Annotated in this window: 17 protein-coding genes and 1 tRNA gene; 7 read left to right on the top strand and 11 right to left on the bottom strand. The window is 66.3% G+C overall.

Annotated elements, in window-relative coordinates; translation table 11 throughout:
• Positions 1-389 precede the first annotated feature (389 nt).
• Together AC1DNC_RS15945 and AC1DNC_RS15940 are read right to left on the bottom strand one after the other, a co-directional pair.
• Positions 390-466 (bottom strand) — tRNA-Thr (locus tag AC1DNC_RS15945).
• Between the two features lie 148 nt (positions 467-614).
• Complete coding sequence (locus AC1DNC_RS15940) at positions 615-1,508, bottom strand: DsbA family protein (RefSeq protein WP_476863510.1); 894 nt, start codon at positions 1,506-1,508, stop codon at positions 615-617.
• 336 nt (positions 1,509-1,844) lie between these two features.
• Here AC1DNC_RS15940 and AC1DNC_RS15935 point away from each other — a divergent pair, with 336 nt between their 5' ends.
• From AC1DNC_RS15935 to AC1DNC_RS15925, 3 genes are all read left to right on the top strand, one after another.
• Complete coding sequence (locus tag AC1DNC_RS15935) at positions 1,845-3,254, top strand: alpha,alpha-trehalose-phosphate synthase (UDP-forming) (RefSeq protein ID WP_476863554.1); 1,410 nt, start codon at positions 1,845-1,847, stop codon at positions 3,252-3,254.
• Entirely contained in the window at positions 3,244-4,056 is an 813-nt protein-coding gene (gene otsB / locus AC1DNC_RS15930; RefSeq protein ID WP_476863509.1) for a trehalose-phosphatase, read from the top strand. Before AC1DNC_RS15935 ends, otsB begins: the two co-directional genes overlap by 11 nt.
• A gap of 134 nt (positions 4,057-4,190) precedes the next feature.
• A complete protein-coding gene (locus AC1DNC_RS15925) occupies positions 4,191-4,595 on the top strand; it encodes a hypothetical protein (protein ID WP_476863508.1) in 405 nt (134 codons plus the stop codon).
• 44 nt (positions 4,596-4,639) lie between these two features.
• Here AC1DNC_RS15925 and AC1DNC_RS15920 read toward each other — a convergent pair whose 3' ends face one another.
• Positions 4,640-5,050, bottom strand: a complete 411-nt coding sequence (locus tag AC1DNC_RS15920; RefSeq protein ID WP_476863507.1) for a VOC family protein — start codon at positions 5,048-5,050, stop codon at positions 4,640-4,642.
• A 258-nt stretch (positions 5,051-5,308) separates the two neighbouring features.
• On the opposite strand from AC1DNC_RS15920, the gene AC1DNC_RS15915 reads away from it, so the two are divergent.
• Complete coding sequence (locus AC1DNC_RS15915) at positions 5,309-6,391, top strand: ABC transporter ATP-binding protein (protein WP_476863506.1); 1,083 nt, start codon at positions 5,309-5,311, stop codon at positions 6,389-6,391.
• A gap of 158 nt (positions 6,392-6,549) precedes the next feature.
• The gene (locus AC1DNC_RS15910; RefSeq protein ID WP_476863505.1) at positions 6,550-7,962 is read left to right on the top strand and encodes a DUF4032 domain-containing protein; all 1,413 of its coding nucleotides are present in this window, start codon (positions 6,550-6,552) and stop codon (positions 7,960-7,962) included.
• 98 nt (positions 7,963-8,060) lie between these two features.
• Here AC1DNC_RS15910 and AC1DNC_RS15905 read toward each other — a convergent pair whose 3' ends face one another.
• From AC1DNC_RS15905 to AC1DNC_RS15885, 5 genes are all read right to left on the bottom strand, one after another.
• Positions 8,061-9,431, bottom strand: a complete 1,371-nt coding sequence (locus AC1DNC_RS15905) for an FAD-binding oxidoreductase (protein WP_476863504.1) — start codon at positions 9,429-9,431, stop codon at positions 8,061-8,063.
• 49 nt (positions 9,432-9,480) lie between these two features.
• Complete coding sequence (locus AC1DNC_RS15900) at positions 9,481-11,355, bottom strand: glycoside hydrolase family 13 protein (RefSeq protein ID WP_476863503.1); 1,875 nt, start codon at positions 11,353-11,355, stop codon at positions 9,481-9,483.
• Positions 11,356-11,357: 2 nt separating this feature from the next.
• Entirely contained in the window at positions 11,358-12,326 is a 969-nt protein-coding gene (locus tag AC1DNC_RS15895) for a sugar ABC transporter permease (RefSeq protein WP_476863502.1), read from the bottom strand.
• Positions 12,323-13,975: an ABC transporter permease subunit gene (locus AC1DNC_RS15890; protein ID WP_476863501.1), complete on the bottom strand. Its 1,653-nt coding sequence runs from the start codon at positions 13,973-13,975 to the stop codon at positions 12,323-12,325. Before AC1DNC_RS15890 ends, AC1DNC_RS15895 begins: the two co-directional genes overlap by 4 nt.
• A 121-nt stretch (positions 13,976-14,096) precedes the next feature.
• Complete coding sequence (locus AC1DNC_RS15885) at positions 14,097-15,401, bottom strand: sugar ABC transporter substrate-binding protein (RefSeq protein ID WP_476863500.1); 1,305 nt, start codon at positions 15,399-15,401, stop codon at positions 14,097-14,099.
• Positions 15,402-15,725: 324 nt separating this feature from the next.
• Between AC1DNC_RS15885 and AC1DNC_RS15880 the strand changes: the two genes are divergently transcribed.
• Together AC1DNC_RS15880 and AC1DNC_RS15875 are read left to right on the top strand one after the other, a co-directional pair.
• Positions 15,726-17,471, top strand: coding sequence for a glycoside hydrolase family 13 protein (locus AC1DNC_RS15880; protein ID WP_476863499.1), 1,746 nt, complete (start codon positions 15,726-15,728; stop codon positions 17,469-17,471).
• A gap of 2 nt (positions 17,472-17,473) precedes the next feature.
• Positions 17,474-18,508: a LacI family DNA-binding transcriptional regulator gene (locus AC1DNC_RS15875; protein WP_476863498.1), complete on the top strand. Its 1,035-nt coding sequence runs from the start codon at positions 17,474-17,476 to the stop codon at positions 18,506-18,508.
• Positions 18,509-18,568: 60 nt separating this feature from the next.
• Here AC1DNC_RS15875 and AC1DNC_RS15870 read toward each other — a convergent pair whose 3' ends face one another.
• From AC1DNC_RS15870 to AC1DNC_RS15860, 3 genes are all read right to left on the bottom strand, one after another.
• On the bottom strand, positions 18,569-18,874 hold the full coding sequence (locus AC1DNC_RS15870; RefSeq protein WP_476863497.1) for a DUF6966 domain-containing protein: 306 nt from the start codon (positions 18,872-18,874) through the stop codon (positions 18,569-18,571).
• Between the two features lie 145 nt (positions 18,875-19,019).
• The gene (locus AC1DNC_RS15865) at positions 19,020-19,220 is read right to left on the bottom strand and encodes a hypothetical protein (RefSeq protein WP_476863496.1); all 201 of its coding nucleotides are present in this window, start codon (positions 19,218-19,220) and stop codon (positions 19,020-19,022) included.
• A 978-nt stretch (positions 19,221-20,198) separates the two neighbouring features.
• Positions 20,199-20,483 (bottom strand): hypothetical protein, encoded by a 285-nt coding sequence (locus AC1DNC_RS15860; protein WP_476863495.1) that lies wholly within the window; start codon positions 20,481-20,483, stop codon positions 20,199-20,201.
• Positions 20,484-20,511: the final 28 nt, after the last annotated feature.

Below are 20,511 nucleotides of genomic sequence, written 5' to 3'. Positions count from 1 at the left end.
CGGGATCGGGCTCAGGCGTGGGAGGGCATCTCATGGATGTTCGGGTCGTGGAGTCACTGGTCATGCTGCACATCGGGGATGGGGTGCTGACCGCTTTGTTCCCCGTAGAGCATTCCGCACGTTGGGAGTTCGGTCCGTGGGCCCCACTCATGGGCTGGTTCAAGAAGCGCCCGGGCCTTACCCGCGCCATTGGGGTGGCACAAGTCGCCGGTGCCATTGCGGTGTCAGCGTCCCTTTCCAAAACCCCGGGGCCGGCCTGGAAAAAGTGACGGGGAGCGGTCCAGACGCTGGTGGAGCCGCCGCATCTCCTCGGCCGCGCTAAGCGTCCCGACTGGTTTGTACAAAAACCCCTCCGTCCCGGGGCAAAATCGCCGGGACGGAGGGGTTCGTGGAGCCCCCTGTCGGATTCGAACCGACGACCCCCGCTTTACAAGAGCGGTGCTCTGGCCAACTGAGCTAAGGAGGCAATGCGCCGTCGTCGTCCGGGCACGAGACGGCCGGACGCTAAGCGCTAGATAAGGGTAGCCCACGGACGCCCGCCGGTAAAAAATGCCAGCAACGCAACAGCCCGGCCCCGGAGTAACCGGGACCGGGCTGTTTCCGCGGGACGGACGCTACTTCTTCTTGGCGTCCACCGCGGCCTGCAGGAACTGCTCGAACGGGGTCTGCGCGCTGGCGCCCTTGCCCCACTGCTTGCCCTCGACGAAGACGGTCGGCGTTCCGGTGACGCCGATGGCCGCAGCCTCCTGCGTCGTGTACTTCACGTACGGGCGGTAGGTCTTGTCGTCCACGCACTTGTCGATGCTCTTGGCACCGGTATCTGTGGCCAGCTTCTTCAGCTCGTTGTCGGAGAGGCCGGGACTGCCTTCCGCCGGCTGCTTGGCGAAGAGCGCGTCGACGAAGTCCGAGTACTTCTCCGGCGATTCGTTCACCACGCAGGCCGCGGCGTTGGCCGCGCGCGAGGAGTAGTTGGTGCTGGAACGGCTGTCCAGGAAGCCGAGCGGGCGGTACTCGACCGTAATCTTGCCCTCGTTGCGCAGCTTGGTGAGGGTCTCGTTGTACCGGGACTCGAAGTCCTTGCAGACCGGGCAGATGAAGTCGATGTACAGGACCACCTTGACCGGCTTGCCAGCCTCGGCCTCGGCGCCCGGCGCCTTGATTTCGGCAGGAGGCGTCGCAGCGGGCGAGGGCACGTCAGCTACGTTGACCGTGGCCGGTTCCGTCTTCGCCACCCCGGTGTTGGCCAGCAGGGTCACGCCGCCGTGGACGTTGCCGTTCGCCGGCGTCGGGCCGGAGTCGGCCACCGGGGCGTTGTTCTTGATGTTCGAGGTCACCACGAGGGCGACAATCACGATGATGGCGACGACGGCGGCCACGATGCCCCAGCCGATGAGCAGCTTGTTGCGTTTTTCCTTCTTCAGCTGCGCCTCGCGGATCTCACGGGCTTTCTCGCGGGCCGCGGCTGTGCGCTCCGCTTTGGACTGACGGGGTTCGTTTGCGGCGCTCATTAGTTCCTCGTGTCGATCGGCCTGGGATGGTCCACTTGGGTGGCAACTTCATCATTTTAGGGGAGAAACAAGGGAGCTTGCGCTTTCAAGTTTCCTTCTGTGTGCCCAACGGACGAATAGCCCGGAAGATTCCACCCGGCTAGGGTGGATAAGAGCCATAAGCGACCCCAGGGGGCACCAATGCAAGCAACCGAACGCGCCGAGCAGAGCGCCGAACAACGCGCCGAGCAGGCCGCCGAGCACGATACTGCCCAGACAGCCGACCGGGCGCAGCACACCGAGCCAGGCGCCGAAAAGCACCCGGACGCATCGGAGCCGGGCGCCACGTTCGATTTCATGGTGGTGTCCAACCGCATGCCGGTGGACCGGTGCTCCCCCGATGAGCCTGGCTGCGAGGACGGCTGGCGCCGTTCCCCCGGCGGCCTGGTGACCGCGCTGGCCCCGATGATGACCAAGACCGACGGCGCCTGGGTGGGCTGGCACGGCGCCCCCGACGAACACCTCGAGCCCTTCAGCCACGGCGGCATCGACCTTATCCCCGTCCAACTCAGCACCCGGGACATCGAGCTCTTCTACGAGGGGTTCTCCAACGCCACGCTCTGGCCGCTGTACCACGACGTTATCGCTCCGCCCGAGTTCCACCGCGCCTGGTGGGACTCGTACCGCAAGGTCAACAAGCGGTTCGCCGACGCCGTCATCCGCCACGCCGCCCAGGGAGCCACGGTCTGGGTGCAGGACTACCAGCTCCAGCTGGTCCCCAAGATGCTCCGCGAGGCGCGCCCGGACCTTAAGATCGGCTTCTTCAACCACATCCCCTTCCCGCCGCCGGAGATCTTCGCGCAACTGCCGTGGCGCCGCGCGATCATCGACGGCCTGCTGGGCGCGGACCTGGTGGGCTTCCAGCGCAGCAGCGACGCCGGGAACTTCATGCGCTCCGCCCGCCGCTTCCTCGGCGCCAGCGTCAAGCAGCAGCAGGTCCACGTCAAGGGCGCCGACGGCGAAACCACGCACATCGCCCGCGCCCAGGCGTTCCCGATCTCCATCGACGTCAAGCAGATCAGCGAACTGGCCCGGAATCCCGAGATCATCGAACGCGCCAAGCAGATCCGGCGCGACCTCGGCAACCCCAAAACCATCCTGCTCGGTGTGGACCGATTGGACTACACCAAGGGCATCCGGCACCGGCTCAAGGCGTACGAGGAACTCCTCGAAGACGGCAAGGTCACGGTGGAGGACGCCTCCCTGATCCAGGTGGCCAGCCCCAGCCGCGAGCGCGTCGAACAGTACCGCCTGCTGCGCGAGGAAGTGGAAGGCACCGTCGGCCACATCAACGGCACCTTCGACACCATGCAGAACACCGCCGTCCGCTACCTGCACCACAGCTACCCGATCGAGGAAATGGTGGCGCTGTACCTGGCGGCCGACGTCATGCTCGTCACCGCCCTGCGCGACGGCATGAACCTGGTGGCCAAGGAATATGTCACCGCCCGGACGAACAACGACGGCGCCCTGGTCCTGAGTGAATTCGCGGGCGCCGCGGACCAGCTCAAGCAGGCACTCCTGATGAACCCGCACGACATCGACGGCCTCAAGGACACAATCATGCGGGCAGTCAACATGCAGCCCGCCGAGGCCGCGCGGCGGATGCGGGCCATGCGCAAGCAGATCCTGGACCACGACGTCGACCTCTGGTCCGCGGACTTCCTGAGCGCGCTCCAGGAAAAGGTGGTCCGCGATGACTCCTGAGGCCGACGCCCCCCGGACCAAGCTTTCGCTCTCCCCCGAGCTGCTGGAGGCCGTGCACCGCGTCGCCGGCACGGAACAGCTCCTGGTGGCCATGGACTTCGACGGCACCATGGCACCACTGGTGGACCATGCGGAGGATTCCCGGGCCCTGCCCCGATCGGCTGACGCCTTCGCGGCCCTTGCGGAACTCCCCCGAACGACGACGGCGCTCATCTCCGGCCGGGCCTTGGACAGCCTGCGGGCGGTCGCCTCACCGCCGGAGCAGACCCTACTGATCGGCAGCCACGGCGCGGAAGTCTGGATGGGCCCCGGCTCCACCGAACTGGTCTTGGAAGACAGCCAGCGGGAACTGCTGAAGGAGGTGCGCCAGGTGCTGGCCGACATCGTGGACCAAGCGCCCGGAACCCTGCTGGAGGACAAACCGGCCGGCGTCGTGCTGCACACCCGGCTGGCCGCCGACGATGTCGCCGAGGACGCTGTGGCGGCGGCGAAGGCTGCCCTGCAGGACCGCCATGGCGTCTTCGTCAAAACCGGCAACCGGGTGCTGGAGACCTCCGTGGTCCACGCCTCCAAGGGAGAAGGGATCTCATTCCTCCGCCAGGCCACCGGAGCCACCGCCATCGTGTTCGCCGGTGACGACACCACGGATGAAGACGCCTTGGGCAGCCTCATCCGCGGCGACCTGGGCGTCAAGGTGGGACTGGACTTCACCCAGGCCGAATTTCGGGTGGAAGCCCCGGCACACGTCTCCGAGTTCCTGGAAGCGCTGCTGCGCGAACGGCGAAAGGCCGTCGGCGCCTAGGACGTCGCCGCCTGGCTCCCCCGCCCGCCCCTTCAACCCGGCACTCCCGGGTCATCCTGTCCGGGATCGACTGCCCTCGCTAGACTTAAATTGCGCCGCACAAGACGCAGATTTCGTTTCGGAAGGGAACGATCATGACCAAGAACAGCGGCAAGGAAAACACCTCGGAGGCAGCCGGTTCCGGCTCGAACCCTGAGGAAAAGGACCTTCGGGGCCGGTACGTCGAAGGCGACTTCGGCAAGTCCGGCGCCCAGTCCGGCCGGCACTCGGACGACGAGGAAGGCCAGTACATTGAGGGCAACTACGGTGCGGCGGGATCCGAAGGTGGACTGCCCGAACCGCTTGGCGACAAGGCCCGCGAATCGGGACGCTACGTCAGGGCGGACTACGGCGGTGCCGGATCGGCACCGGCGCGCACGGCGGAGTCGGAAGTCGGCCGGTATTCCGAGGGCAACTACGGCGCCGATGGCACCGTGGATCCCACGCGCAAGGCCCGCCCACACAAAGAGCCGGAATCTGAAGCAACTGACTCCCAGTAGCTGCCATTTCCGGCCCTCAGGCGCGTATAAGCCTGATCCGCGTATCAGCTCGGTGCGGACTCAGGTTCGTAACCGATCAGCCAGTGAAGTCCGTGGCGGTCGATAACTTGGCCGTCCGAGGCACCCCACGGCTTCGCGGCCAGGGGGTCCACCACCCGCCCGCCGGCCGAGAGCTTGTCGAACCACTCGTGCAGGACTGCAGGTTCCGCGGTCCCCAGCAGTGAGAGCATTAGGCCTTCGCACCGGACACTCGTCTGGCCGGCCGCCACATCGGATCCCGCCAGGGCCACTGGCCCGTTGAGCTGGCCATGGGCGACGGCATCGGGCGGGCCGTCGTCGCGGTTGAACTCCTGATAGGTGAACAGGGACAAGCCGCCGCCGAAAATATCCGCGTAGAAGCCAAGCGCTTCCCGCGCGGTGCCGGGGAAGCTGACATAGATCTGCAAGGCCGTCATGGGCACAGCATACACAGCGCCAGCTCCGCCAAAGTGAGCGATGTTACCTGTGAGATCCGTAACTTTTTAGCCCCAAACACAAAAATCTGACATACTCTGTATGTGATGTGGCGCACAACTACCGTGCGGCGTCACTGGATGCTCCTCGGCTTCGGCCGGGGAGCATGCGCATCCACCACCGGATGCCACAACTGAATACAAAGAACCATTCACTACGGATCGTCCGGCACGTACCTGCCGGTGAAGGGATTGATAACTGTGGCTACAGTTACTTTTGATAACGCTACGCGTCTGTACCCGGGCACAGAGAAGCCCGCTGTTGACAAGCTCAACATTGAAATCGCCGACGGGGAGTTCCTAGTCCTCGTTGGACCCTCCGGCTGTGGAAAGTCCACCTCCCTGCGCATGCTTGCAGGCCTTGAGGATGTGAACTCCGGCCGGATCCTGATCGGCGACCGCGACGTCACCGACGTTCCGCCGAAGGACCGCGACATCGCCATGGTGTTCCAGAACTACGCCCTGTACCCGCACATGACGGTGGCGGACAACATGGGCTTTGCGCTGAAGATCGCCGGCGTCAGCAAGGAAGAGCGCGCCGAGCGTGTCCGTGAAGCTGCCAAGCTCCTGGACCTCGAGCCGTACCTGGACCGCAAGCCGAAGGCCCTCTCCGGCGGCCAGCGCCAGCGCGTCGCCATGGGCCGCGCGATCGTGCGTAACCCGCAGGTCTTCCTCATGGACGAGCCGCTGTCCAACCTTGATGCCAAGCTGCGCGTGCAGACCCGCACGCAGATCGCGTCGCTGACCCGCCGCCTCGGCGTCACCACCGTCTACGTCACCCACGACCAGGTCGAGGCCATGACCATGGGCGACCGCGTGGCCGTCCTCAAGGACGGCCTGCTGATGCAGGTGGACACCCCGCGCAACCTCTACGACAAGCCGAAGAACGTCTTCGTCGCCGGCTTCATCGGCTCCCCGGCCATGAACCTGCTCGAACTTCCCGTCGTCGACGGCGGCGTGCAGTTCGGTGGCACCGTCTACCCGGTCCCGCGCGACGTCCTCGAGGACGCCTCCGGCTCCACCGTCACGCTGGGCACCCGTCCGGAAGACCTCGAGACCGCGCCGCAGGGCGAGGGCCTGCAGGTTGAGGTCGACGTTGTCGAGGAACTCGGTGCCGACGCCTACGTCTACGGCCACACCGCGCTGGATGGCAAGGACCACGACATCGTGGCCCGCGTCGACGGCCGCCGTCCCCCGATGAAGGGCGAGACCGTCTGGGTCCGCCCGCAGTCGGGCCACGTGCACCTGTTCGACACCAAGACCGGACTGCGCCTCGGCGACTAGTCCCCACCGGCTCCCTAACCTCGCTTCGCTTCGGTCAGGGAACCCTGCCGGCGTGGGCCCAGTCCGCTTACGACGGCGGCTCTCCTCCGGGAGGGCCGCCGTCGGCCGTTAACCGGCAGCTTTAGGCGTGGCCCACCCAAGTACGGGAGAATTGCGTTATGACCGAGGACAACGGTGCCCAGTGGCACGATGAACCCACTGACTACGGCCAGATCGGCAAGCTGCCCCGGTACCAGGCCGCCAGCGCCAACGACGAGAAGGCGGCGTCGAGTTCGCTGAGCATTACCGCGGCGGCCACGGAACCCGAGCTGCTGGATCTGCCGTGGCACATCGCCCTGGAGGACTGGCCCGCGGAGTACCTCGCCGCCCTCCCCCGCGGCATCTCCCGGCACATTGTCCGGTTCGCCCACCTGGGCGGCTCCGTGATCGCCATCAAGGAAACCTCGGAGCACATCGCGCGGCACGAGTACCACATGCTCCGCAAGCTCGCCCGGCTGGACGTGCCGTGCGTGGAGCCGGTTGCGGTTATCACGGGGCGCACCACCCCGGAGGGCCGGCCGCTGAATCCCGTGCTGGTCACCCGGCACCTGAAGTTCTCGATGCCGTACCGTGCACTGTTTTCCCAGATGCTGCGCAAGGACACCCTGACGCGCCTGATCGACGCGCAGGCTCTGCTCCTGGTCCGGCTGCACCTGATCGGCTTCTACTGGGGCGACGTCTCGCTCTCCAACACCCTGTTCCGCCGCGACGCCGGGGCCTTCGCCGCCTACCTCGTGGATGCCGAGACCGGCGAGCTGTACCCGGACCTGTCCACCGGCCAGCGCGAGTACGACCTGGAAATTGCCCGGGTCAACATCGCCGGCGAACTGATGGATCTGCTCGACGGCGGGCTGATCGAGGAAAAGGTGGACCCGGTGGCCACCAGCGAGCTCATCATGGAGAGCTACCGGCGGCTGTGGACCGAGCTGACGGAAAAGGAATCCTTCGAGATCGGCGAGCGCTGGCGGGTCGCGGCGCGAATCCGGCGGCTCAACGAACTGGGCTTCGACGTCGAGGAATACGCGATCAAGACCACGCAGAACGGCTCCACGATCCAACTCCAGCCCAAGGTGGTGGACGCGGGCCACCACCAGCGCCGGCTGCTGCGCCTGACCGGCCTGGATGCGCAGGAGAACCAGGCCCGGCGGCTGCTGAACGACATGGACTCCTTCCGTGCGGACAACAACCCTGGGATGGACGAGGAGTACAGCGCGCACCTGTGGGTGAGCCAGATCTTCGAGCCGATCGTCCGCTCGATTCCCCGCGACCTCTCCGGAAAGCTTGAACCGGCGGAAGCCGTGCACGAGATCCTGGAGCACCGCTGGTATATGTCGGAGAAGGAGAACCGGCACATCCCGCTCGCCGAGGCCGTGCAGTCCTACATCGACTCGGAGCTCCGGCACCGCCGTGACGAGGCCGCGATCATGCTGAACCCCGACACAGAGCTGCTCAAGATCCTTGAAGTCGAGACCGAGGAGTCACGCTACGGCGAAGACGAGGCGATCGACGAATACCCGGACTCGGACGACTGAGCCCTCCCCCAACCCAACTGACTCGCAGTCGTTGTCGTTTTGAGGGCTCATAACGGCAACTATTGCGAGCTACTTGGGCGGGAAGAAGCACAGCCGGGCTAGATCGCCTTGCCGGGGTTCAGGATTCCGGCGGGGTCGAAGAGTTCCTTGATCCGGCGCTGCAGCTCGCGCACCGGTTCCTTCTGCTCCAGGCCGAGCCAGCGCAGCTTGTACTGTCCCACGCCGTGCTCCCCGGTGATGGTGCCGCCCATCGCCAGGGCCACGGTGACGGAGTTGTCCAGGGCCGCCCCCAGCCGTTCGATCGCTGCGGCGTCCGTGGCGCCGCCCGTGCGGTCCACCCAGAAGGTCGGGTGCAGGTTGCCGTCGCCGGCGTGCGCCACCACCTTGAGCTTGACCTGGTGGCGGACGGCCATCGCCTCCAGCTCCGCGACGTAGTCCACCAGCCGGGACCGCGGCACGGCCACATCCTCGCCCACCCGGTATTCGTCGTCGACCTCGACGCCGCGGCTGTTGCGGCGCAGTTCCACCAGCTGCTCGGCCTCGGCGTTGGCTTCCATGGTGACCACGGCCCCGCCGGCAGCCAGCACCGGCCGGATCGCGGCCGCCTCGGCCGCGGCGCCGAAGCCGTCGGTCTGGACCAGCAGCAGCGCGGCGCCCCGGGACGCCAGGTCGGAGCCGTGGGCGGCGTCTAGCTGGGCGAGCGAGCCGCTGTCCAGCAGTTCCATGATGGCCGGCTGCACGCGCGCCTTGCCCACCGCCAGGACCCCCGCCGCGGCGCTGCGGAAGTCGGGATAGAAGGCCGCGATGGTGTGGACCTCCCGCGGCAGGTACTTCAGCCGCACCGTGATCCCGACGACGATCCCGAGGGTCCCCTCGGATCCCACGAACAGCCCGGTGAGGTCGTAGCCCGCCACGCCCTTGAACGTCTGGTGTCCGGTGTGGATCAGCGTGCCGTCCGCAAGCGCGACGTCGAGCGCCAGCACCGAGTCCCGTGTCACCCCGTACTTCGCGCAGCGCAGGCCGCCAGCGTTCGTGGCGACGTTCCCGCCGATGGTGGATAGCTTGAAGCTGGCCGGGTCGGGCGCATACATCAGGCCGTGCACCGCGGCGGCGGCATTAAGCTCGGCGTTGATGACGCCGGGTTCGACGACGGCGGTTTCGTCGTCCGGGTTGAGGTCGAGGATGCGGTTCATCCGCTCTAGGCTCAGCACCACGCAGCCTTCGCTGGCGTGCGCACCGCCGGACACGCCGGTGCCGGCCCCGCGCGCTACCAGCGGCACCCGCTGGGCAGCGCAGGCCCGGACGGCGGCCTGGACGTCCGCCACGGATTCCGCCAGGACCACGGCCTGCGGGAGCTGGTAGTCCAGCACCGGCGCCTGGTCCACGGCATACGCCGCCAGGACCGCCTCATCCGCGATGACCTTCGCCCCGCCCAGGGCGGACGTCAGCTCCTCAACAATGCTGCGCATGCGCTCTCCAGTTCTCCGTCGAATCCGGCCCTCAGTCGTGGCCTTCAGTCTAAGGTGCCGGTAGCGCAACTCCGGGCAGCACCCAGACGCCGGCTGCCGGGCCGCCGGCACGGACGGTCGCTGCCGCCCCACCAGCGGCTGCCGCTATCGCGCCGACGGCGAAGGCCGGGGTATCCGCAAGCGCGGCGAGCTGCCGGGCAGAGAGCAGGCCCGCTGCGAGGTCCACCCCGGCCGCGGCCCGGGCCACCACCACCAGTACCGTGTTGTCCGCGGTTTCCCGCACGAAGGCCAGCGCATCGCCCTGCGCGTGCAGCCAGCGGATTCCGCCGCCGGTGAGGGCAGGCTGGGCCCGGCGCAAAGCGGTCAGCGCGGAGTACGTGTCCCGGAGGTCGGTCAGGATCCGGGACGGGTCGGTCCAGGGCATGGGAGTCCGGGAAAACTCCCCGTTGTCGCCCTTGAGTCCGAACTCGTCCCCGGCGAACACCACCGGCACGCCGGGCAGGGTGAACATCAGCACGGCGCCCAGCTGCTGGCCGCCGTCGATCATGACCGTGGCGGCGCGGGCGGTGTCGTGGCTGTTCAGGGCATTCATGTTCTGCTGCCGGACGTCCCAGCTGAAGGCCGCCGCCAGGTCCTGGTGGGTCGCAAGGAAGTCCTCCGCGCCCATCCGGTTGGGGCCGGGCAGCGGCGTGCCGAAGAAGTTGACGTGCGCGGCGTCGCCGGAGAGCCAGGCCCATAGCGGGCGGGTGAAGTTGGAATACGTCATGGCGCCGTGCCAGTGCTCGCCGCTGAAGTCCGGAGCGGCATCGTTGGTCGCCTCGGCCAGCAGCGCCGCGTCCGGGTTGATCTGGCGGACCCGGTCCGCAATCAGCCGGGCCACCTCCTGGTTGAGGTCGGTTTCGCCGAGCCGGCCGGTCATGTTGCCGACGTCGATCCGCCAGCCGTCCAGGTTGAACGGCGGCCGAAGCCAGCGGGCCACCGGGGAGTCGTCGTCGAGGACGAATTTCTCCCGCAGCCCGGCCGAGGCCCAGTTGAATTTGGGCAGCGAGGCCACCCCGTACCAGGCCTCGTAGCTGCTGTGGTCCTGGCTGAAGTAGTAGTAGCCCGCCTCCTCGGACCCGGGCGCGGCCAGTGCCCGCTGGAACCACTCGTGCGCGTCGCCGGAATGGTTGGCGGTCAGGTCGCCCATCACTTTCAGGCCGCGGGCGTGGGCCGCTTCGACGAGCTCCACCAGAGCCTGGTCCCCGCCGAGCAGGGGGTCAACGGTGGAAAAAGTGGAAGCGTCATAGCGGTGGTTGGACCGGGCGGGGAAGAACGGCGTCAGGTAGATGACGTCCGCCCCGAGCTCCCGGATGTGGTCCAGGTGCTCCGTGACACCGTGCAGGTCGCCGCCGTAGAACTGGAAAGGCGTTTCGGCGGACGCGCCCTGCACTTCGGTGGTGTCCCAGTCGCAAGGCACCGCCCAGTCCGGGACGGTGTGCCCCGCAGCCCGGGCGGAGCGAGCGAAACGATCCGGGAAGACCTGGTACAGGGTGCCCTGCCGCAGCCACGCCGGCGCGGCGGGGAAGGCAGTCAGCCGGAAGTCCGCGTAGTCGGAGACGTCCCGGCCGAAGAGGCCCTGCGCGTTGAGGTGCCAGTACCGCTGCCCGGCCTCAATCAAAAACCGGTAGCGGGCCACCGGGTTGGTGACGGGCATGTCCGCTTCCCACCAGGCCCAGCCGTCCGCTTCCCCGAGGTTTACGCAGCCCGTGTAACGGGGTTCGCCGTCGTGGATTGAGCGGAGCCAGACCCGGCTGGCCGCACCCCACGCTTCGGGGACGCGGATCCGCAGCCGGGCCTGGTCCCCCAGGGCCGGCTGCTGCGGGGCGTGCAGGCCGGACCCGTCGTGGTGTGGGAGCAACCCGGCCGCGGCAGCACCTGACATGCCTAGCCCTTCACCGAGCCCGCCGTGAGCCCGCTGACGATGTAACGCTGCAGGAACAGGAACAGGGCCATCACCGGGATGGCCGAGATCACGGCGCCGGCGGCAAAAACACCCCAGTTCTCGGAGCGCTGCTGCGCCACGAATGAGTACAGCCCGACGGCGAGGGTCTGGCTGTCCGGATCGGTCAGCACCACGGACGCGATCACGAATTCACCTGAAATGCCGATGAAGGACAGCAGCCCCACGACGGCCAGGATCGGCGTGACCAGGCGCATGATGATGCCGAAGAAGATCTGCGTGTGGCTGGCGCCGTCAATCTTGGCGGCCTCGTCCAGGGACTGCGGCACGGTGTTGAAGAACCCGTACATGAGGTAGGTGTTCACGCCCAGGGCTCCGCCCAGGTACACCATGATCAGGCCCAGCTGGCTGCCCAGGCCCAGCGCCGGAATCACCTCGGAGATGCCGCTGAGGAGCAGGAAGATGGCCACGACGGCCAGCAGCTGCGGGAACATCTGCAGCAGTAGCAGGCTCAGCAGGCCGAACCGTCGGCCGGTGAAGCGCATCCGGGAAAAGGCATACGCCGCCATCGCCCCGAGGAACACCGTGGCCGCGGAGGTCACGCCGCCCACCACCATGGTGTTCAGGAACCAGCGGGCGAAGGGCCGCGAGGGCATGTCGAAGAGGGCGGTGAAGTTCCCGAAGTCGATCTTGCTGAACAGTGCGTTGGAACCGACGAGCGTGCCGGTGGAGTTCAGCGCTGCGGAGAGCACATAGAGCAGCGGGAAGACCGCGAAGATCGTCACGATGACACCCACCAGGTGCCGCCACCCCTTGTCCTTGAACCAGACGCCGAAGGGGCGCCGGCGCTGCAGGGACTTGAGGTATTCGACGTCGGTGGCGGCGGTGCCTGTGCCTGTGCCGGTGCCGGTGGCGTCCACCGGGGCGGTGGTGTGCGGTGCTGACCCGTTCATGAGTTCACGTCCTCGAGTGCCTTGGTCTGCTTGAAACTGATGGCCGAAACGGTGGCCACGATGATGAAGATGATGATGGCGAGGGCGCTGGCCAGGCCGTAGTCACGGCCGGTGCCCTGCCCGAAGGCAACCTTGTAGACGAGGGTGATCAGGATGTCCGTGGCTCCGATGTCCCGGTCGGTGTCGGCGAACCGCGGACCGCCGCCGGTGAGCATGAAGATCACGTTGAAGTTGTTGAAGTTGAACGCGAAGGAGGAGATCAGCAGCGGGGCGATCGACACCAGCAGCAGCGGCAGCTTGATGGAGCGGAACACCCGCCACGGGCCGGCGCCGTCCATCCGGGCAGCTTCGTCGAGTTCGGAGGGAAGCGACTGCAGGGCGCCGGTGCAGACCAGGAACATGTAGGGGAAGCCCAGCCAGAGGTTGACCACCAGGACGCTGATCTTGGCCAGGACCGGATCCGTGAGCCAGCCGATCGAGGCCCCGCCGAGCAGGGTCTGGTTGAGCCAGCCGAACTCCGGGTTGAGGATGCCGGACCAGACCAGGCCGGTGAGGAACGCCGGGAAGGCGTACGGCAGGATCATCAGGATCCGGTACACCTTCTTGCCCTTGAGGTCTTCCCGGTTGAAGGTGATGGCCAGGAACAGGCCCAGGGCGAAGGTCAGTGCCACGGAGGCCACGGCGAAGGTGAAGGTCCAGAGGATGACGCCCAGCAGGGGTCCGCGCAGGCTCGGGTCGGTGAAGGCGCGGGCGAAGTTCTCCATCCCGACGTCGATCTTCCAGCCCGTGGAGAGCGTCTCGCCGTTATCCGCGGCGAAGGCGCCCTTGCCGTTGTCGCGGTAGACCGCGCCCGTGGTGGTGTCGGTGAAGGTGTCCGCGCCGTGGTCGTACTTCAGCGCCGGCTTGAACTGGTAGGCGTTGCTGCCATCCGCGGTGCGAAGCGTGCCGTCGGCAGGGTTCGCGGAAACGGGAACCTTGATGTCCAGGATGCCTTGCTGATTGGCCACGATTTCCTGGAAGTTCAGGGTTTGGTAGCCGTCCAGCGTCTTGGCCTTGCCGGTGGAGTCCTTGCCGGCCCCGGAGACTTCCTCCAGCGGCTTGTCGGTGGTGCCCAGCGAGACTTTGCCCTGCGGGTCCGTGAAGAGCAGGTAGAACGAGTTGTCCTTGGCCAGCACGGAAGTCTTGTACGCCGGTGAATCCGGGACGCGCTTCTGGGCGGTGAGCTGGATGGCGGCGATCGCGTCATCCTTGGTGCTGTTGTGCCCGTCGCCGTAGTTCGTGAAGGCGATGTAGCCACTGAACATGACCACGAAAACCTGGAAAACCAGCAGGAACAGCACGCCGGGGGCCAGATACTTGGCCGGCAGGCCGCCCTTGCGCAGGTAGATCCAGTTGATCACCAGCACGACGGCGGCGGAGACACCCAGCGCCAGCCAGGACTGGCTAAGGAAGAGCATGATCAGGACGTAGACGGCCAGGGCGTCCACGAGGCCCAGGAGCACGATCTTGGCAATCGTCCCCTTGATCCCCTCCGGACCGGTCCGGCGTTGGTGGAGGGTTCTGGCCTGCCGGCCGTGGTTTGCGGGGACGGCGTCCGAAGGGGACGTCGCTGCGGGGTCTGTGTCCTCGCGGAGTTCGGTATCTGACATGGCTCTCTACAGTCCTTGGGAGAAGCTGGGGTGATGCAGGAAGGGCCGGGCGGCCTGGTGGCCGCCCGGCCCGATGCTGCCGGGGAAGGGCGCGCGTGGCGCTCATTCCCCGGCGCGGGTACTAACCCTTGATTTTGCCCTTGATGCTGGCGGCCATCTTGGCCCAGTCAGCGGCCGGGTCGCCCTGGCCCTTGATCAGGGCGAGCTCGGTGGCTCCCCAGTCAGCCCAGACAGCGCTCATTTCCGGGATGGCCGGCATCGGGACGCCGGTGGCGCCGATCTTGCCGAAGGCGGCGACAACCGGATCGCTGGCAGCCTTGTCGAAGGAGGCCTTCAGTGCCGGCGGACGGCCGCCTGCCTTGTACATGGAGTCCTGGGCTGCCTCAGAGGTGAGGTAGTTGGTGACGAACTCGTTCGTGGCGAGGGCGTTGGCGCTCTTGGAGCTGATGAAGAAGCCGTTGACGCCGATGAACGGCTGGGCCGGCTGGTCGCCGGCGGTCGGCAGCTCGTCAACCGCGAACTTGATGCCCTTCTTCTGCACGTCCGGGACATTCCACGGGCCGGTCAGGTAGTACGGGGACTCGCCGGCGAGGAACTTCTCCTTGGCGATGTCACCGGTGATGTTGGAGTTGATGATCTTTTCGCCCTTGTCGCCCCAAGCGGCCAGCTTCTTGGCGAACTCGACGCCGGCGGCGTCGCCGATCAGCAGCTGCTTCGGGTCGTAACCGCCGTCGGCGGCCTTGCCGAAGACCTGCGAGCCCATGGAGGACTGCAGCGGGTACAGGTGGTACGGGTCGCCCTGCTTCGGGTCCATGCCGACGAGGAACGGGAACTTGGCCTTGCCCTCCGCGACGGCCTTCTTGCCGTTGGCGATGACCTCGTCCATGGTCTTGGCCGCGTCCGGCACGATGGCCGTGTTGCGCAGCAGCGCGATGTTTTCGATCGCGTAGGGAACGCCGTAAACGGAACCGTTGTAGGACATGGCCTTGATCGAGGACTCCTGGAAGGCGTCCTTCTTATCGCCGAGTTCGACCGGCGCGATGACGCCGTTCTGCACAAACTTGCCTACCCAGTCGTGCGGGCCGACGATCAGGTCCGGGCCCTTGCCCGTCGGGACCTGGGTGATGAAGTCGTCGCGGACGGCGGCGAAGTCCTTGACCACGAGCTTCACGTCGATGCCGGTGTCAGCCTTGAACTTGGCGGTGATGTCCTTCAGTGCGGGCGAGCGCTCGGCGTCGACCCACATGGTGATCGTGCCGGCGCCGCCGGACTTGAGGTCCGGCTTCGCGGTGGCTGTTGCCGTGGCCGGGCCGGTGGCTGCTGCCCCGCCGCAGGCACTGAGCGCCAGAGCCGCAACGACGGAGATTGCACCGGCCGTGAATACCCGGCGGCTGGTTCCGGTTGTGAGGGTGTTCTGCACCTTCATTGGTGTCCCTTTCATAAAAATCCTGCATCCACGTGGAGGGCTCTTCGGAAGACTCCTTGGCCCGGTGGCATCGTCGGTGATGTGGCTCACAGCTGCAAGCGCTTCCAAGCTACACGGTGATGGACGCTTTGGAAAGTCATCCTAGCGTGGCGTGTCGTCCGACCCTAACCGGCCCTGAAACGCGCGGGAAAGTGTGATGGCGCCGCATCTGCGGGAAATTGGGGCTTCGCCGGGCGGCTCTCTCCACGGCGGCCTCGACGGCGGTGCGGCGCCATTGACTGGAAGCGTTTTCAATTTTGGCCATGTGGACTTACGATTACCGGCATGTCCGTTGATTCAGTACTCACCGCCCCCGCCGCGCTGGCCGGCCCGCTGACCCTGGTGCACGCCGCAGACAACACCCCCGGCTGGTGGCGCTCGGCCGTCATTTACCAGGTGTACCCGCGCTCGTTCCGGGACCTTAACGGCGACGGGGTCGGCGATCTGGCCGGCATCACAGCCGAACTCCCCCAGCTCGCCGAGCTGGAGATCGACGCGGTCTGGCTCTCGCCGTTCTACCGCTCCCCACAGCGCGACGCCGGCTACGACGTCAGCGATTACTGCGACGTCGACCCCTTGTTCGGGACCTTGGCAGACTTCGACGCCATGATGGCAGAGGCCAACCGTCTTGGCCTGCGCCTGATCGTGGACCTGGTGCCGAACCATTGCTCGGACCAGCACAGCGCGTTCCAGGCGGCGCTGGCTGCCCGCGCCGGCAGCCCTGAGCGGGACATGTTCATCTTCCGCGACGGCCGCGGCGAGTTCGGCGAGCTGCCGCCCAACAACTGGCAGTCGCACTTCGGCGGTCCGGCATGGACCCGGATCACCGAACCGGACGGCACCCCCGGCCAGTGGTACCTGCACCTCTTCGACACCTCCCAGCCCGACTTCAACTGGGACAACGACGCCGTCCACGCCGAATTCGAGCGCGTCCTGCGCTTCTGGCTGGACCGGGGTGTCTCCGGCTTCCGCGTAGACGTGGCTCACGCCCTGGTCAAGGCAGCCGGCCTGCCCGAATGGGGCGGCCGCGCCGACGGCAACAGCTCGCACGGCTTCCCCGGCCACGAGGCGCCAATGTTCGGCCAGCCCGCGCTGCACGACATCTACCGCACCTGGCGCCGCATCCTGGCCGAATACGGCCCCGACCGCATTCTCTGCGCCGAAGCCAACGTGGATCCGCTGCCCCGGCTCGCCGACTGGGTGCGCCCCGACGAGATGCACCAGGCCTTCAACTTCCCCTACCTGCATACCGGCCTGGACCCGCACCGCATGCGCGGCGTGATCACCGATTCCCTGACCGCCCTGGACGCCGTCGGCGCGCCGAGCACCTGGGTGCTGTCCAACCACGACGTCGTCCGCCACGCCACGCGCTTCGGCTACGACGGACCTGCGCCCCGCGACGGCGACGGCATCGGCCCCGCCGATCCGCAGCCGAACGAGGAGCTGGGGCGCTCCCGTGCCGCGGCGGCCTCGATGTTCATGCTCGGCCTGCCCGGCGGCGCCTACCTGTACCAGGGCGAGGAGTTGGGCCTCCCCGACGGAATCGACATTCCGGACGCCAAGCGCCAAGACCCCACCTTTGGCCGTACCGGTGGCGAGCGGCTGGGCCGCGACGGTTGCCGGGTGCCGCTGCCGTGGCGTTCCGCCGAAGCGCACGCAGGCTTCGGCGCCGGGGCGGATCCCTGGCTGCCGCAGCCGGCGAGCTTCGCCGGCCTGGCCCGGGACGCGCAGGCCGCGTCGCCGTCGTCGCACCTGAACCTGTACCGCCGGATGCTGGAACTCCGGCGCGAGCTCAGCCTCGGCCAGGGCTCGCTTGCCTGGCTCGAAGACTGGTGCACGGACACCTCCCTGGCCTACCTCAACGGCACCACCGCGGTGCTGCTGAACGTCGGGCCGGAGCCGCTCGAGCTGCCCGCCGGACAGGTGCTGCTGCGCAGCTCCGCAACCGCGGAGCAGGCAGAAGACGCCCATCGGTTAAGCTCAGGTGAAACTGTTTGGCTGGAAATCTACATCGAGGACACGGAGAGCTGAAAATGCCCGGTATCAAGGACGTCGCGGAACGGGCCGGCCTCTCCATCGCCACCGTTTCGCGTGCCTTGAGCGGCAAGGGCAATGTATCCGCCCAGAGCCGTGAGCGGGCCCAGGCCGCCGCAGCCGAGCTCGGATTCGTGCTGTCCTACCACGCCTCCAGCCTGGCGTCGGGGCGGAACCACAACGTGGGCGTCGTGGTTCCGTCCGTGCACCGCTGGTTCTTCTCCTCGGTGGTTGAGGGCGTCTCCGCGACCCTGCTCGACGCCGGCTACGACCTCACGCTGTACAACGTCAGCGAAGGCGAGGAACGCCGGCACAGCGTGCTCAACGACTTCCTGCTGCGCAAGCGTGTGGACGCGGTCATTGCGGTGTCCTTGGAACTCAGCGAGGCCGAGATCCAGCAACTTCTCGCCATCCATCGGCCGATCGTCGGGATTGGCGGCCCGCTTCCGGGGGCCTCGACGATCCGGATCAACGACTCGGGCATCGCCGAGGCGGCCGCCCGGCACCTGATCCAGCTGGGCCACAGCCGGATTGCGCACATGACCGGCGACGCCGCGTATGAGAAGGACTTCCGGCTGCCCGGAACCCGGCAGGGCGGCTTCACCAAAGCCATGCGCGACGCCGGGCTGACGATCCGTCCGGAATGGCTGGTGTCCGCCGACTTCACCATCCAGGGCGCGTATGCCAGCGCCCGGCAACTACTCGGCAGTTCGATGGAGCGTCCGACGGCGGTCTTTGCGGCCTCGGATGAAATGGCGATCGGCACCATCCTCGCCGCCCGCGACTTCGGGCTGCGCGTGCCCCAGGATCTGTCGGTCATCGGGATTGACGGCCACGAACTTGGCGAGCTCTTCGGCCTGACCACCATCGACCAGGACCCGCGGGGCCAGGGCGCCCTGGCGGTCCGGCGCCTGCTCGCGGGGCTGGAGGGCGGCGCGGAGACGGCGGCTGCAGACACCGAGTATCCGACCAAGTTCGTGATCCGCTCCAGCACAGCCGTGCCGCCCGTCGACGCCGTGCCCCTGCGGGGATAGCAGACCCAACAGGCCCTGCTCGGTAAGCGCTCCTAGCGGATCTTCATTCCCGGGGCCCCATCAGCCAGCGCTTCCCGTGGCAACATCGATGGCCAGGGTCTTGAGTTCCCGCAGTAGCTTGTGGAGATGCTCATTCACTTGGCTATCAACTTTTCCATCAACCATTATTACCAAGTCGTTCAAGCTGCCCATTCCGCGGTAAGCAGACAAGATGTCCCTGGCTATATCCTTCTGCGCTTCGGGAAGGTTCTCGGTCTCACGTACAGCCGATACAATCTCTTCAAAAAATCTTGCTTCCGATTCGTAGGAGTAGCGTCCAAGAAGCGCCGCCAGTTCTGCAGGAATGTGTTCCAAGCCTGACGTCATTTGAGGCTCCATGAATCTTTGACGCTCCCGTCGGAGAGCGTCCAGGGCTGCTCAACTACGGTTTGGTCTGTTCCACCCATGTATAGGCCTCCTTGGTTTGCAACTCCGCCTTTGTGTACTGGCACCATCAGCAGCCCGATGAAACCTAGTCGCTGAAGAATCCGCCATTAGCCAGAATCGCCTGGCCCATGATCCACTGGCCAACAACGCATGCCAGAATCATCGCCGTTCCGAAGACGTACACTCCATTACGCCCGCCCTTACCCATATGATGCGCATCGGGCTTTCGACCGGCCCGCCATAAGCTGAAGAGAACCAGCAGGCAAGGAATCATCGCAATCTGCATCGGGATCCCGCTCCCACTTCGACTGTAAATCCCTATCCGGTCGGAAGTCTTGCGAGTATCCGGCATATCCGTGGACGGCGTTGCGTTCGAGTTGATAGAAGGGCGAATCCAGGTCGACACCGATGTCAACGATTCTCCTCCCGGAATTTATTTGGATGTTAATCCACGCCTTGTTGAAAGACTTGTCCACGGCTGACTCTACGCGGGTAAGCGTTCGCCGCACTACGAGTCCGGATTTGCCAGTAGCCTCAGTTCTTCCAAATGATCGTGCATCCAGCCTGGTTTGCCTTTGTAGTACCCATATCCCTGTGCGTCGGCATAGGGAGTGACACGCCCTTTCATCCACCTTCCGATCGCAACAGTCCCCGCACTTGGACGTTCGGTTAGGGACGCCAAGACTCGTTGGCTGATCTTCCGGCCAGCCACGCCGCCGGCACCTCCGGTCGCCGCCCCGAACACCCTTCCTTGGGCGGCCGCTCCCAGGGCGGCTCTGAAGGTGTGGGGCCAAGGCCCGTTGTAGTACCCGTAGGTGCCCTGGATGCCGCCACCAATGCCAACTGAGCTGGCCCCGGCCACGAGGGTCGCCTTCGCTCCGGTCAAACCTGCCCGGGCGGCGATACCGGCACCCCCAAAACCGCCGAGGGCGCCGCTGAGCCGAACTTAACTCACATCCACTTTGCCTGTTGTCGCCTTCTGGATGATCATGTATGCGCCTGCGCCCACGAGGCCCATACCGATAGGTCCGCCCACTCCAGTGGCCATAAGGACCCCACCGGCGATCACCATGGCGCCGCCAGCGACGTACTCCCAGTTGTTCTTCCACCGGTCCCCCGCCGCGGCGAAGGCCCCCGGCTGGAGCCGCCAGAGGCCTACCTAGAATCGCTTACTTGGCGCGCGGCCACGCTTAGGGACACTTTGCCATTTGCAGCTTGACCTGAAGCGGCGCAAAATGCCCGATTCAGGTCAACGCGGCATGGATCATTCCGCCAGCCGATAATCCTGCGCTGATTGAATTTGGTGGAGGAAGTCTTTCATGACGACCCGGGAGAACCAGCCGATCTCGAAATCGTACTCAGCGCCAACTTTAAATGAAGACGCTACCTCTTGTCTTCGGTCGAAAGTCACTCCCTTCGACACCTCAATGGGTCCGCAATTCGACGTTTGAACGAGAACCGCCGGCGTCGACACCGATCCTCTCAGCCCGCCTGACGCCGTCTTCGGCTCCGCCGACACCACCACACAGCGCACGCTTTCAATAGCCATCGAGTCCAACTGCGCGCTGAACAGCGCA

This window comes from Arthrobacter sp. 01N442 (genome assembly GCF_056399345.1).
The sequence above is the reverse complement of the archived record's forward strand: the minus strand, read 5'-3'. Positions and strand labels throughout refer to the sequence as shown.